Raw genomic sequence first — 13,234 nt, 5'->3', positions numbered from 1 at the left:
AAGGAGGCAGGTGCGCCGCCTCAGGCCGCCAGCATGCGCCCCAAGCCGGGTATCCGCAAGGACGATCAGTCGGCGTCGAGGCCGTATGCGGTGTGCAGCACGCGCACCGCGAGTTCGGTTTCATCCTCGTCGATCAACACGCTGACCTTGATCTCGCTGGTCGAGATCGCCTGAATGTTGATGCCGCGATCGGCGAGCGCGCGAAACATCGTGCTCGCGACCCCGGCATGGCTTTTCATGCCAACGCCGACGACGCTGATTTTTGCGACCTTGTCGTCGCTGATGATCCGGTTAAAGCCGATCTTTTCCTTCGCGTCGTCGAGCAGGTCGATCGAACGCAACAGGTCGGTCTGCGGCACGGTGAAGGTCACATCGGTCTCGCCCTTGTCGCGGCCGACGTTCTGGATGATCATGTCGACGTTGATCCCGGCCGCGGCGAGCGGACCAAAGATGTTCGCGACGCCGCCCGGCTTGTCGGGGACGCGGGTGACGATGATCTTCGCTTCATTCTTGTCGTGGGCGATGCCGGTGATCAGCTGCCGTTCCATCTGATGTTCCTCTATTTCCTCGTCGCTGACGATCATCGTGCCGCGGGCCGGGGCTTCGTCGCCCTCGACGAAGCTCGAGAGCACCTGCACGCGCACGCCCTCTTTCATCGCCAGCCCGACCGATCGGGTTTGCAGCACCTTGGCGCCGACGCTCGCGAGTTCGAGCATTTCTTCATAGGTGACATAATCGAGCTTGCGCGCGCGCGCGACGATGCGCGGGTCGGTGGTATAGACGCCGTCCACGTCGGTGTAGATGTCGCAGCGGTCGGCCTTGAGCGCCGCCGCGACTGCGACCGCGCTGGTATCCGACCCGCCGCGGCCCAGCGTCGAGACGCGGCCATCGTCCATCAGGCCCTGAAAGCCCGGGATCACCGCAACCTCGCCGCGCGCCATCGCGGCGCCCAATGCGCCGGTGTCGATGTCGGCGATGCGCGCGCGCGCATGGGCTTCCTCGGTGCGGATCGGCAGCTGCCAGCCGAGCCAGCTGCGCGCCGGGGTGCCCATCGCCTGCAAGGTGAGCGCGAGCAGGCCCGAAGTGATCTGTTCGCCGGCGGCGACGACGACGTCATATTCGGCGGGGTCGTAGCGCGGGTTCGCCTCGCGGCAGAAATTGACCAGCCGGTCGGTCTCGCCCGCCATCGCCGAGACGACGACCGCGACTTCGTTGCCATTGGCGACTTCGCGCGCGACGAGCTTCGCCACGGTGCGAATCCGCTCGGTGCCCGCCATCGACGTGCCCCCGAATTTCATCACGATCCGCGCCATGTCGCCCTGCTTTCAAGAAACTGGTTTGCGCCGCAACATTCGTACAAGATTGCGGCGCGCCGCTGTTACGGAAGGGGGCGCCGTAAGGCAAGGGCAGGGCGCGCGGCGAGGGAATAGAATTTCTTGCACCGGCGATGCGGCAATGCCACATCGCACCCATGAACGCCGCAACGATCAATCCGCACGAAGCCGCCCATTTCGGCGCGCTCGCCGCCGACTGGTGGGACCCGCATGGGTCGTCGGCGATGCTGCACAGGCTGAACCCGGTGCGGCTGTCGTATATTCGCGCACAGATCGACGCGCACTGGCATGGCGATGCGCACGCGCGTCATGCGCTCGCGGGGCGGAGCGCGATCGATGTCGGATGCGGCGCGGGGCTGCTTGCCGAGCCGCTGGCGCGGATGGGGGCGACGGTGACCGGGGTCGATGCGGCGCCGGAGAATATCGACGCGGCGCGGGCGCATGCGGCGGGGCAGGGGTTGGAAATCGCCTATCACGCGGGGGAGCTCGCCGCGTTGCCGCCCGCCACATTCGATCTCGTTACCTCGATGGAGGTGGTCGAGCATGTGACAGACCCGGCGGCCTTTATCGGCGAGCTGGCGGCGCGGTTGGCGCCCGGCGGGTTGATGATCCTGTCGACGCCCAACCGCACGACGCTCTCGAGATTGTTGCTCGTCGAGGCCGCCGAGCGCGTTGGCGCGGTGCCGCGCGGGACGCATGACTGGGACCAGTTCCTGCGGCCCGAGGAACTGACCGCATTGCTCGAAGGCGCGGGGCTGGAGGTCATCGACCGCACCGGGTTTTCACTGTCGCCCGCCAAGGGCTTCAAGCTTGGTGGCAGCGAGGCGCTAAACTATCTGGTCGCGGCGCGGTGGCTGGATTAAATAGGGACTGTCCCTATTTAATCGTCATTGCGAGCGTAGCGAAGCAATCTCCAGCCATCGATGTTGTGCAAGGCAGATAGCTCGAGATTGCCGCGTCGCTACGCTCCTCGCAATGACGAGGTTTAGAAATCCACATCCTCATAATATTTCGGCGGGGTCACGATTTCCATCCGCTCTGCCAATAGGGGACGGAAGGAAGGCCGCGACTTCAGCCCTGAATACCAGCCCTTCGTTTGCTCGTGTCCGGTCCAGTCGATGCCACCCAGATAATCGGCGACCGAGATATGCGCGGCGGCGGTCAGGTCGGCGAGACTCATCGTCGCGCCGGCGAGCCAGGTGCGGTGGTCGATCAGATAATCGACATAATCGAGATGGTTGTTCGCCGCCTTCATCGCCTCGCGCAGCGCGCCGCCGTCGGGGGGCTGACGGTGGACGATGCGTTTTTGCATCCGTTCGAACAGCAACGGGCCGGTGACCTCATAATAGAAATCATGGTCAAACCACGACGTCAGTCGGCGGATTTCGGCGCGGCTGGCCGCGGTGCCGTTGATCATCGCCTTGCCTTCGACGGTCTCCTCGAAATATTCGGCGATCGCCATGCTGTCCATCAGCACCTGACCGCGCGCCTCATCGACCATCACCGGAGTGCGCCCCGCCGGATTCAAGTCGATAAATTCGTCGCGGCGTTCCCACGGCGATTCGCGCACCAATTCATAACCGACGCCCTTTTCGCCCAGCAACAGGCGGACCTTGCGCGAGAAGGGACAGAGCGGGAATTGATAGAGTTGCCACATCGCTCCGGCATAGCGGCAGCAAGGGCGCGCGTGCAACGGCTATGGCGCGGGTCTGACGCCTATATTGTGGATTGCGCTTTAGCGGCGCGGGGCGGTGCGCTCACGTTCCCATTGCGCGGCCATATCGCGCGCCATGTCCTTGAGCACTGGAGCGTACACCGCGAGCGCCGACGCAGCCTGCCCGGCCATGCGCGTGGTGGCGCGGACGTCCGCACCCATCCGCTCCGCATATTCGGGATCGCGGCCCGCAACATCGCCCAGCGTGGCGTCGCGCGGGATGTACGCGGCATCGGATTCGGGATCGACGCGCGCGATGGCATCGGCGAGCGGGCCGACCTGCATCTGCATCAGCGCGCCGACGATTGCGGTCACCGTGTCGGCCATCCGGTCCTGCGCCGCTGGGTCATTCAGCGTCGTGACCGTATCGCGCATCTCGCTGTCTGCGGCGGCAGCGGGCAGCGGCGCGGCGAGTGCGAGCAGGGGAAGGGCGATCAGCGCAAAACGGGGCGTCAAACGGGTCATGGCTTTCATCCTTTCAAAGGACGCAAGGGTCAGCAAAGCCGCGGGTATAAGGACACAACGCTTTCGCGGCGCTGAACGGCCCTCAGTGCTGCGACGGGCCGCCCTATCGCTGCGATAAGTTCACTCTGCCGCAACCACCTCGATCTCGGCGTCGCTCAGCGGATGCGTCAGGCGCGACAGCATTTCCTTTGGGCAGACCTGCCAGAACTGGTCTTTCCAGCGATCCCAGTCCGCAAGGATTTCGCTCGACCATTTGCTTCCCGTGGCCTTCGCGTGATCCTCGACCAAATCCTTCAGTATCGTTTCCCAATGCGCGCTGTCGATGCGTTGCCAGACGATCGATTCGGCGTTGGCGCGGCGGTCGAACTGGCCGTCGGTGTCGAGGATGAAGGCCATGCCGCCGGTCATTCCGGCGCCAAAGTTGGATCCCACCGGTCCCAAGATCACCGCGGTGCCGCCGGTCATATATTCGCAGCCATTGGCGCCGCAGCCTTCCACCACGACGTTCGCGCCCGAATTGCGGACTGCAAAGCGTTCGCCTGCCTGACCGGCGGCGAGCAGCGTTCCCGAGGTCGCGCCATACAGGACCGTGTTGCCGATGATGCTGTTATGCTGGCTGACCAGCGGGCTGGATACCGTGGGACGCACGACGATGCGACCGCCCGACAAACCCTTGCCGACATAGTCGTTGGCGTCGCCAAACACTTCGAGCGTGATGCCGCTGCACAGAAAAGCGCCCAGCGACTGCCCGGCGGTGCCGCGCAGGCGGACTTGCACATGATTGTCGGCCAGCCCCTTCATCCCGAAGCGCGCGGTGACCTCGGCGGAAAGGCGAGTGCCGACCGCGCGGTGGGTGTTGCGGACGTTATAGGTTAGCTGCATCCGCTCGCCGCGCTCGAACAAGGGCTTGGCGTCGTTCAAAATCTGCGCGTCGAGGCTGTCGGGTACCGGGTTGCGGCCGCCGCCCTGCGACCGGCGCTGATTGTCGGGCGCGTCAACCTTGGCGAGGATCGGGTTGAGGTCGAGATCGTCGAGATGCTCGGCGCCGCGGCTGACCTGGCGTAGCAACTCTGTGCGGCCGATTACCTCGTCGAGGCTGCGATAGCCAAGCTTGGCGAGAATTTCGCGCACTTCCTCGGCGATGAAGGTCATCAGGTTGATGACCTTCTCCGGGCTGCCGCTGAACTTCGCGCGCAGTTTTTCGTCTTGGGTGCAGACCCCGACCGGGCAGGTGTTCGAATGGCACTGGCGCACCATGATGCAGCCCATCGCGACGAGGCTGAGCGTCCCGATGCCATATTCCTCGGCGCCCAAAATGGCGGCAATGACGATGTCACGCCCGGTTTTCAGACCGCCATCGGTGCGCAGGCGGATGCGGTGGCGCAAACCGTTGAGGGTCAGCACCTGATTGACCTCCGACAATCCCATTTCCCATGGGGTGCCGGCATATTTGACGCTGGTCTGGGGCGAAGCGCCCGTGCCGCCGGTATTGCCCGCGACCAGGATGACATCGGCGTGGGCTTTCGCGACGCCCGCCGCTACGGTGCCGATGCCCGCCGAGCTGACGAGCTTCACGCAGACGCGCGCCCTGGGGTTGATCTGCTTGAGGTCGTAAATAAGCTGGGCCAGATCCTCGATCGAATAGATGTCGTGGTGCGGCGGCGGGCTGATCAGCGTCACCCCCGGGGTTGCGTGGCGCAGCCGGGCGATGAATTCGGTGACCTTGAAGCCGGGCAACTGGCCGCCCTCGCCGGGCTTGGCGCCCTGTGCGACCTTGATCTCGATCTCGTCGCACGCGCCGAGATACTCAGCGGTGACACCAAAGCGGCCGCTGGCGATCTGCTTGATGTTGCTGTTGGCGTTGTCGCCATTGGCATATGGCTGATAGCGTTCGCTCGCTTCGCCGCCTTCACCCGACACCGCCTTGGCGCCGATGCGGTTCATCGCGATCGCCAGCGTCTCATGCGCTTCGGGCGACAGCGCGCCCAGCGACATGCCGGGGGTAACGAAGCGCTTGCGGATTTCGGTGATCGCCTCGACGCTGTCGAGCGCGACACCTTGCGCCGGATAGTTGAACTCCATCAGGTCGCGCAGATAGACGGGTGGCAGGTCAGCGACGCCGCGCGCGAATTGCAGATAAGTCGAGTAACTGTCGGTCGCGACCGCAGTTTGCAACAGGTGCATAAGCTGCGCCGAATAGGCATGTGTCTCGCCGCCGGCGCGCTGGCGATAGAAGCCGCCGATGGGCAGGGTGGTGACGCGCTTGTCGAACGCCGCCTCATGCTTCTCGGTCGCGTTGATGAACAGCGATTGATAGCCTTCGCCCGAAATCTTGGCCGGCATGCCCGGGAAGAGGTCGTTGACGAGCGCGCGCGACAGGCCGACCGCCTCGAAATTATAGCCGCCGCGATAGCTGGAGATCACCGCGATCCCCATTTTGGCGAGGATCTTGAGCAGCCCGTCATCGATTGCCTTGCGGAACCGCAAGCGGCAATCGTCGAGCGACAATTCGCCGCCGAACAAGCCGCGATTCCAACGGTCGATGATCGCGGCTTCGGCCAGATAGGCATGAACGGTGGTCGCGCCAACGCCGACCAGCACCGCGAAAGCATGGGTGTCGAGCACTTCGGCCGAGCGGACGTTTATCGAAGCGTAGCTGCGCAGCCCCTTACGCACGAGATGCGTGTGCACCGCGGCGGCGGCGAGCACCATCGCCATGCCGACGCGATCTTCGCCGATGCTCTGGTCGGTCAGGAACAGCTCGCTGCGACCCGCGCGCACCGCATCCTCGGCCTCGCGGCGGACCCGCGCGATCGCCTCGCGCAGCGACGCGGCGTCGCCGCCGACCTTGAAGGTGCAATCGATGTCGGCGACCGCATCGCCGAAATAGGCACGCAAGCGGTCCCAGTCGTCGCCGACGAGCACCGGGGAATCGATGACGAGAACATGGTCGCTCTGCCCGCGTTCATCGAGGATGTTGGCGAGGTTGGCGAAGCGCGTCTTCAGGCTCATCACATGGCGTTCGCGCAGACTGTCGATCGGCGGGTTGGTGACCTGGCTGAAATTCTGGCGAAAGAATTGCGCCACGTGGCGCGGTTTGTCCGAAATGACCGCGAGCGGGGTGTCGTCACCCATCGACCCGATCGCTTCCTTGGCATCCTCGACCATCGGGCTGAGGATCAGTTCCATATCCTCCATGGTCAGCCCGGCAGCGACCTGACGGCGCAGCAATTCGCTGCGTTCGAAGGTCGGCAGGCTCGATTTTCCACCCTTGGGCAGGTCGGCCATGGTGCGGAATCCACGGACGCGGGCGGGGTAATCGTGCGCGTCGGCGATCTTGTCCTTGATCGCGAGATCTTCGTAGAGGATGCCTTCTTCCAGATCGACGGCGATCATCTGGCCGGGGCCAAGCCGGCCCTTCTTGCGGATGCTCGCCTCGGGCAGCAGCACCATGCCGCTCTCCGACCCGACGACCAGCAGATTGTCGGCGGTCAGCGTGTAGCGCAGCGGGCGAAGCGCGTTACGGTCCATGCCCGCGACCGCCCAGCGGCCGTCGGTCATCGCCAGCGCTGCCGGACCATCCCACGGTTCCATGACGCTCGCCAGGTAGGCGTACATGGCCCGGTGGTTGTCGGGTACGTCGTTTTCATTCGTCCATGCTTCGGGAACGAGAATCAGCTTGGCGGTCGGCGCATCACGACCGGCGCGGCAGAGCGTTTCGAACGCTGCGTCGAGCGCCGCGGTGTCGCTGGCGCCCGCGGGGATCACCGGCTTGATGTCTTCCGAATGTTCGCCGAAGGCGAGGCTCGCCATCTTGATCTCGTGGCTTTTCATCCAGTTCTTGTTGCCGCGGATCGTGTTGATTTCGCCATTATGGGCAAGGCAACGGAACGGCTGGGCCAGCCACCATTGGGGAAAGGTGTTTGTCGAATAGCGCTGGTGAAAGATTGCGACACGGCTTTCGAACAGCTTGCTGGTGAGGTCCGGAAAGAAATCCGCTAGGCTTTCGGCCAGGAACAGTCCCTTGTAGATGATCGAGCGGCACGACAGGCTGCAGATATAGAAATCGGCGATTTGTGCCGCGATGACCTTTTTCTCGATCCGGCGGCGGACGAGATAGAGCTGCTTTTCGAACTCCGCGAGCGACGCCTGATCGGGCAGCGGTCCGGCAATCATGATCTGCTCGATCTCGGGCCGCGTGCGCTGCGCCTTGTCGCCGATCACCGACACGTCGACCGGCACCTGACGCCAGCCATAGATGGTGAATCCCGCGTCGATGATCTCGGCCTCGACGATCGTGCGGCAATGTTCCTGTGCCTCCAGGTCGGTACGCGGCAGGAAGATCATGCCGACGGCGAGGCGGTTGGGGCGCACCTTGTGGCCTGACGCGGCGATCGCATCGTCGAAGAAGCGGACCGGCAGGTCAACGTGAATGCCCGCCCCATCCCCCGTCTTGCCATCGGCATCGACCGCGCCGCGGTGCCAGACCGCTCGCAGCGCCTCGATCGCCGCCTCGACGACGCGGCGCGAGGCCTTGCCATCGGTCGCGGCGACGAGCCCGACGCCGCAGGCGTCGGATTCCATGTCGGGACGATACATGCCTTCTTCGGCAAGCCGGGCGTGTTCGGGGGTGGGGTAGTGGGTCATCTTCTGTCGTCCTGACGATAAGACTTAGTCGGGCAGTTTCTTCCGCGCGTTGGCGGCGGCTTCCTCGGCGGCTTGCTGCGCCGCGAGCGACGCATTTTCATAGGCGGCCTCGAGATCCTCGACGCGCTTCAGGTCGGCGGCCGACCAGTTGCTGCGATCCTCGGCGGGGTCCATGACAGCGTCCGTGGCATAAGCGGCCGCATCCGCCGCCTCGGCTGCGGCATCCACCGCCGCGTTGGTCGCGGCATCGTCATAAGCGGCGTCGGCGGGCAGCGCCTCGGTCGTTTCCACCGTGTCGGTCTTCCACATGTCGCGCTGTTCCTTCAGCACCTTCACATCGACCTTCATCAGCTTGGCGAGCGACGCGAGTTCCTTGTCGCTGAAATCGGACAACTGCTTTTCCTTCGGCAGCTCCTTCATATCCTTTTCGATCTGCGGTCCGCGATCCATGAATTTCGTGACCAGCGGCGGCAGCGCTTTCATCACCGCAACCATCACTTCGGGATCGGCCTGCAACGCCATCCATTCGCTGGCATAGAGGCTGCCGGTCGGGGTCGCGAGGAAGGTGTTGAGGTCGGCCAGCTGGGCGGCGCTGAATTTGCGGGCATAGGCTTTGGCCATGCCGTCGCGCATCGGTACCTCCATGTCGGTCAGCGCTTCGCTAATCAGCGGCTTGATGACCTTGGTTATCTGGTCTTCGCGCTCCTTGCGATGCGGATCGAACAAGTCGGCGATCTTTCCTTTTGTCGCTTCGTCGAGCGTAGCGATCTTGTCGCTTTCGACGCCGGTCTTGATCGAGAGCATCAGGTCCGATTGGCCGCCGAGCTCACCCATGATCGTCTTGAACATCTTGCCATAGAGATTATCGATCATCTTCTCGAGGCTGCCCGCGGGGATCAGCGCGCTCATGGTTTTTTGTCCAAGCGCCAACCGCGCCGGTTCGATCGGGGGCAGGCTTTTGGTGTCGAACATTTTTTCGACCAGCGCGATCGCCTCGTCCATTTCCTTCTGCATCTTGGCCTTTGCCTGTTCGGCATAAGCTTCGCTGTCAAAATCGCCTTGGGCGTCATCAGCCTCGGTCGGCGTGGGCGCTTCGACGACTTCCGCCATCGGCGCTTCTTTTGGCGCGGCATAGGCTTGCGCCCCCAGCGGCAGCATTGCGATTGTTCCGGCGAGCAGCATCGCTTTGAATTTCGACATTACGAATTTCCTTCCCTGTTGGTCATGCTGCCTTCTTTTCGCTTTTCGCTTTGGCTTTCAACCACTTTGCCATTTGCTCGCTGACATCGCGGCCATCGCGGATGCCCCAGACGACCAGGCTGGCGCCGCGAACGATGTCGCCCGCCGCAAAAACCCCGGGCAAACTGGTCATCATCGTCTGGTGATCGACGCGCAGCGTGCCCCAGCGCGTGACACTGAGGTCGGGGGCGCCGAACAGGTGCGGCAACTCCTCAGGGTCGAAGCCCAGCGCCTTGATCACCATGTCGGCGGGAACGTCGAACTGGCGGCCGGGATCGATCTCGGGGCTGCGGCGGCCGCTGGCGTCCGGGGCGCCGAGGCGCATGCCCGCGACGGCGACCTGCTTGACGCTTTTGTCGGCGGTGAAGCTTTCGGGTGCCGACAGCCAGACGAACTCGACGCCTTCTTCCTCGGCGTTCGACACTTCACGCAGCGACCCCGGCATATTTTCGCGGTCGCGGCGATAGAGGCATTTGACCGACTTCGCGCCCTGGCGCACCGCGGTGCGGACGCAGTCCATCGCAGTATCGCCGCCGCCGATAACGACGACATGCTTGTCGTTTGCATCGAGGCGACCGTCGTCGAACGCCGGAACCGCGTCGCCAAAGCCCTTGCGGTTCGATGCCACCAGATAGTCGAGCGCGGCGATCACGCCTTCCGCCGCATTGCCGGGGACATTGATCTCGCGCGCCTTGTACACGCCCGTCGCAATCAGCAGCGCATCGTGCTTCTGGCGCAGCGCGTCGAGCGTCGCATCGCTCCCGACTTCGAAGCCCAGATGGAAATGGATGCCGCCGTCGACCAGCCGGTCGATCCGGCGCATCACGACCTCCTTCTCCAGCTTGAAGCCAGGGATGCCGTAGGTCAGCAGCCCGCCCGCGCGGTCGTGGCGGTCGTAAACATGCACCTCATGCCCCGCAACGCGCAGATATTCGGCCGCGGTCAGCCCTGCGGGACCGGCGCCGATGATGCCGACCGACTGGCCGGTCGCGGTGCCGGGATGCAGCGGCTCGACCCAGCCCTCGGCCCAGGCGGTGTCGGTGATATATTTCTCGACGCTGCCGATGGTGACCGCGCCGTGGCCTGAAAATTCGATGACGCAATTGCCTTCGCACAATCGGTCTTGCGGGCAGATACGGCCGCAGATTTCGGGCATCGTCGAGGTTGCGTTGCTCAGCTCATAGGCCTCGCGCAGCCGCCCTTCGGCGGTCAGGCGCAGCCAATCGGGGATGTGATTGTGCAGCGGGCAATGAACCGAGCAATAGGGGACGCCGCACTGCGAACAGCGCGCGGCCTGTGCATCGGCGTCGGGCGCGGCATAACGTTCCGCAATCTCGCGAAAGTCCTGCGCGCGGTCATCGGCAGAGCGCTTGTCCGGATAATGTTGTTCGCGCTCCACAAATTGAAGCATGCGATCGGCAGCCATGCAATTTCCCCTTCGATGCGGGGGAAATGCATGGCGAAAACCGCCATGTCACGGGCGAAATGGCAGATAGGTCAATATTATTGACCTTAAATTGCGATCAAAATCGAGGTATGACGAATTTCGCGCAACTATCTTTCGCAACTAGTTCCGTATCGGACCTATCTCAGGCCCAGCCAGACCAATGCGGCAACGCCAACGACGATTCGGTACCAGGCAAAAGGCGTAAAACCGTATCGCGTCACCACCGCCAGAAACGCTTTGATGACCGCCCAAGCCACGATGAACGAAACCAGCGCCCCCACCGCGATCAGGCTGAGGTCGTTGGTCGTGATTGCGTCGCGATGCTTGAACAATTGCAGCGCGGTCGCGCCCGACAGCGTCGGCAGCGCGAGGAAAAAGCTGAACTCAGCGGCGGTCTTGCGATCGACGCCCAGCGACATCGCGCCCAGTATCGTTGCGCCCGACCGGCTAACGCCCGGGATCATCGCGATACACTGAACGAGGCCGATCAAGATCGACTGGCGCGCCGACAAATTGGCGACGCCGCCGCTTTCCTTCGGCTTGGCGAAGCGCTCGACCAGCAAAATCGCGAAACCGCCGATAATCAGCGCCCATGCAACGACGACAGCATTTTCCAGCAGCACCTCGATATAGTCGCCCAGCGCCAAGCCGAGGATGACCGCCGGGAAGAACGCGAGCGCCAGGTTACGGACAAAGGCGATGGCAACCGGATCGCGGCGGAAGAAACCGGTGAACATGTCCCAGAATAATTTCCGATAAAGCACCACGATCGCCAGGATCGCGCCCGGCTGGATCGCGATGTTGAAGATCGCCCAGCGCGACGCGTCATAACCGAGCAGCTCGGTCGCGAGGATCAGGTGGCCCGTCGACGAGACGGGAAGAAATTCGGTCAGACCCTCGACGATGCCGAGGATGATGACGGTGAGCCAGATACCCATCAGCGCGAGGCAAGCTGAGCAAAACGGCCGTGGCGGCGATATTGCACCAGCCAGTCGTCGGCGACCGCCGCCAGCGATGTCGGCGCAACGCCAAGCTCGGCCAAGCCCGCCGCGCCGTTCGCGACCACGTTGTCGTTTTGCAGCATCAGCCACTGATCCTTGGTGATCGGCGCGCCGGGGGCCCAGCCGAACCCCGACGCGAGCCCCCCCGCAACGACATCGGGGACGTCGACGAACAGCGGCTTGCGACCGATCGCGTCGGCGATCCATCGCTGAAGCTCGCCCATCGTCAGCACCTGCGGCCCGCCAAGCTCAAAGGTCTGGCCCGAAACGGTATCGCCCAGCGCGGCGACGACCGCATCGGCGACGTCACCGACATAGACCGGCTGGAATTTCGCATGCGGGGCTACCACCGGGATCACGGGCGCCATGCGGATCATTCCGGCAAAGCGGTTGATAAACTGATCTTCGCGGCCAAAGACGATCGACGGGCGCAGGATGGCGGCATCGGGAAAGGCGGCGCGGACCGCGGCTTCGCCGTCGCCCTTGCTGCGGCCATAGGCCGACGCGCTGTCGCGATCAGCGCCGATTGCCGAGATATGGACGAGGGCGCGGACGCCAGCGGCTTTCGCGGCGGCGGCAACATGGCCTGCACCATCGGCCTGCACCGCCTGCATATTGTCGAACGCGCCGACCAGGTTGATCACCGCATCACTACCCTTCACCGCGCGTGCAATGCTGGCGGGGTCGCGGACGTCGGCGGTGACGAACTGCGTCTGGCCCAACCCGCCGAGCGGTTTCAGGAAGGTCGCGGCACGTGGGGTGCGTTGCGCGATGCGGACGCGCACACCGCGCGCGAGCAGGCGTTGCACGACATAGCGCCCGACAAAGCCCCCGCCGCCCAACACCGTGATCAATTGCCCGTCGAGTTTCTGCATTGCGTCCGCCTGTGATCGATTCTTGAACATGGCGCAGAGGGCGCCGCACGGCTTCCCATGCCGCGAAGCGGGGAAGGGGGCAAGGGGCGAGGGCGGAGTTGCCGGACGAAACCCGCGGCTTTTCGACAAAATGATCGTCAAGGCGCGCGCCGCGGTTGACAAGCCGATAGCCCCGCCGCTAAGCGCCCGCTCCTACCCCGTGCCCAGATGGCGGAATTGGTAGACGCACCAGCTTCAGGTGCTGGCGATCGCAAGGTCGTGGAGGTTCGAGTCCTCTTCTGGGCACCATTTTCCTGTCAGCGCGATATCCGAAATCCGGCTCCGCAAGCGGTCGCGGGGACGCCCTGTTTGCGGTGCGACAAGGGTTCGCCGGGCTGGCTTTTTCGAGCCGGAACCGCTGGCTCTTACTTGCCATATTCTATCGACTTCGATCGCTAAATTGATGTGAACTAGTACATTTCCCTTTCTAGTGGTGTTCCATTCCTATCCCTAGGGTTCGCCGCGGGTGGTCT

At 63.9% G+C, this 13,234-nt stretch carries 9 protein-coding genes and 1 tRNA gene; 2 read left to right on the top strand and 8 right to left on the bottom strand.

Annotated elements, in window-relative coordinates; genetic code table 11:
* Positions 1-65 precede the first annotated feature (65 nt).
* Positions 66-1,313: an aspartate kinase gene (locus ACQY6T_RS02690; protein ID WP_428628121.1), complete on the bottom strand. Its 1,248-nt coding sequence runs from the start codon at positions 1,311-1,313 to the stop codon at positions 66-68.
* A gap of 158 nt (positions 1,314-1,471) precedes the next feature.
* Here ACQY6T_RS02690 and ubiG point away from each other — a divergent pair, with 158 nt between their 5' ends.
* Positions 1,472-2,197: a bifunctional 2-polyprenyl-6-hydroxyphenol methylase/3-demethylubiquinol 3-O-methyltransferase UbiG gene (gene ubiG / locus ACQY6T_RS02685; protein ID WP_428628119.1), complete on the top strand. Its 726-nt coding sequence runs from the start codon at positions 1,472-1,474 to the stop codon at positions 2,195-2,197.
* Positions 2,198-2,319: 122 nt separating this feature from the next.
* Here ubiG and ACQY6T_RS02680 read toward each other — a convergent pair whose 3' ends face one another.
* The 7 genes from ACQY6T_RS02680 to ACQY6T_RS02650 form a co-directional block, all read right to left on the bottom strand.
* Complete coding sequence (locus ACQY6T_RS02680) at positions 2,320-2,991, bottom strand: glutathione S-transferase family protein (RefSeq protein ID WP_428628117.1); 672 nt, start codon at positions 2,989-2,991, stop codon at positions 2,320-2,322.
* 78 nt (positions 2,992-3,069) lie between these two features.
* Positions 3,070-3,513, bottom strand: a complete 444-nt coding sequence (locus ACQY6T_RS02675; RefSeq protein WP_428628115.1) for a hypothetical protein — start codon at positions 3,511-3,513, stop codon at positions 3,070-3,072.
* 120 nt (positions 3,514-3,633) lie between these two features.
* Entirely contained in the window at positions 3,634-8,160 is a 4,527-nt protein-coding gene (gltB, locus tag ACQY6T_RS02670) for a glutamate synthase large subunit (protein ID WP_428628112.1), read from the bottom strand.
* 24 nt (positions 8,161-8,184) lie between these two features.
* The gene (locus tag ACQY6T_RS02665; RefSeq protein ID WP_428628110.1) at positions 8,185-9,360 is read right to left on the bottom strand and encodes a DUF2059 domain-containing protein; all 1,176 of its coding nucleotides are present in this window, start codon (positions 9,358-9,360) and stop codon (positions 8,185-8,187) included.
* A gap of 22 nt (positions 9,361-9,382) precedes the next feature.
* Positions 9,383-10,825, bottom strand: coding sequence for an NAD(P)-dependent oxidoreductase (locus tag ACQY6T_RS02660; RefSeq protein ID WP_428628107.1), 1,443 nt, complete (start codon positions 10,823-10,825; stop codon positions 9,383-9,385).
* A 158-nt stretch (positions 10,826-10,983) separates the two neighbouring features.
* A complete protein-coding gene (locus ACQY6T_RS02655) occupies positions 10,984-11,784 on the bottom strand; it encodes an undecaprenyl-diphosphate phosphatase (RefSeq protein ID WP_428628104.1) in 801 nt (266 codons plus the stop codon).
* Positions 11,784-12,722, bottom strand: coding sequence for a complex I NDUFA9 subunit family protein (locus ACQY6T_RS02650; protein ID WP_428628101.1), 939 nt, complete (start codon positions 12,720-12,722; stop codon positions 11,784-11,786). Before ACQY6T_RS02650 ends, ACQY6T_RS02655 begins: the two co-directional genes overlap by 1 nt.
* A gap of 201 nt (positions 12,723-12,923) precedes the next feature.
* On the opposite strand from ACQY6T_RS02650, the gene ACQY6T_RS02645 reads away from it, so the two are divergent.
* Positions 12,924-13,010 (top strand) — tRNA-Leu (locus ACQY6T_RS02645).
* Positions 13,011-13,234 lie beyond the last annotated feature (224 nt).

It is taken from the genome of Sphingopyxis sp. (genome assembly GCF_965279725.1).
GTDB lineage: Bacteria > Pseudomonadota > Alphaproteobacteria > Sphingomonadales > Sphingomonadaceae > Sphingopyxis.
Note: the sequence above shows the minus strand (reverse complement) of the source record. Positions and strands in the feature narration are given on the sequence as shown.

Excerpts from the sequence above, each read along its gene's own strand:
- ACQY6T_RS02650 (WP_428628101.1), bottom strand. The coding sequence starts at position 12,722 with ATGCAGAAACTCGACGGGCAATTGATCACGGTGTTGGGCGGCGGGGGC.
- ACQY6T_RS02655 (WP_428628104.1), bottom strand. The coding sequence starts at position 11,784 with ATGGGTATCTGGCTCACCGTCATCATCCTCGGCATCGTCGAGGGTCTG.
- ACQY6T_RS02660 (WP_428628107.1), bottom strand. The coding sequence starts at position 10,825 with ATGGCTGCCGATCGCATGCTTCAATTTGTGGAGCGCGAACAACATTAT.
- gltB (WP_428628112.1), bottom strand. The coding sequence starts at position 8,160 with ATGACCCACTACCCCACCCCCGAACACGCCCGGCTTGCCGAAGAAGGC.
- ACQY6T_RS02680 (WP_428628117.1), bottom strand. The coding sequence starts at position 2,991 with ATGTGGCAACTCTATCAATTCCCGCTCTGTCCCTTCTCGCGCAAGGTC.
- ACQY6T_RS02690 (WP_428628121.1), bottom strand. The coding sequence starts at position 1,313 with ATGGCGCGGATCGTGATGAAATTCGGGGGCACGTCGATGGCGGGCACC.
- ubiG (WP_428628119.1), top strand. The coding sequence starts at position 1,472 with ATGAACGCCGCAACGATCAATCCGCACGAAGCCGCCCATTTCGGCGCG.
- ACQY6T_RS02665 (WP_428628110.1), bottom strand. The coding sequence starts at position 9,360 with ATGTCGAAATTCAAAGCGATGCTGCTCGCCGGAACAATCGCAATGCTG.
- ACQY6T_RS02675 (WP_428628115.1), bottom strand. The coding sequence starts at position 3,513 with ATGACCCGTTTGACGCCCCGTTTTGCGCTGATCGCCCTTCCCCTGCTC.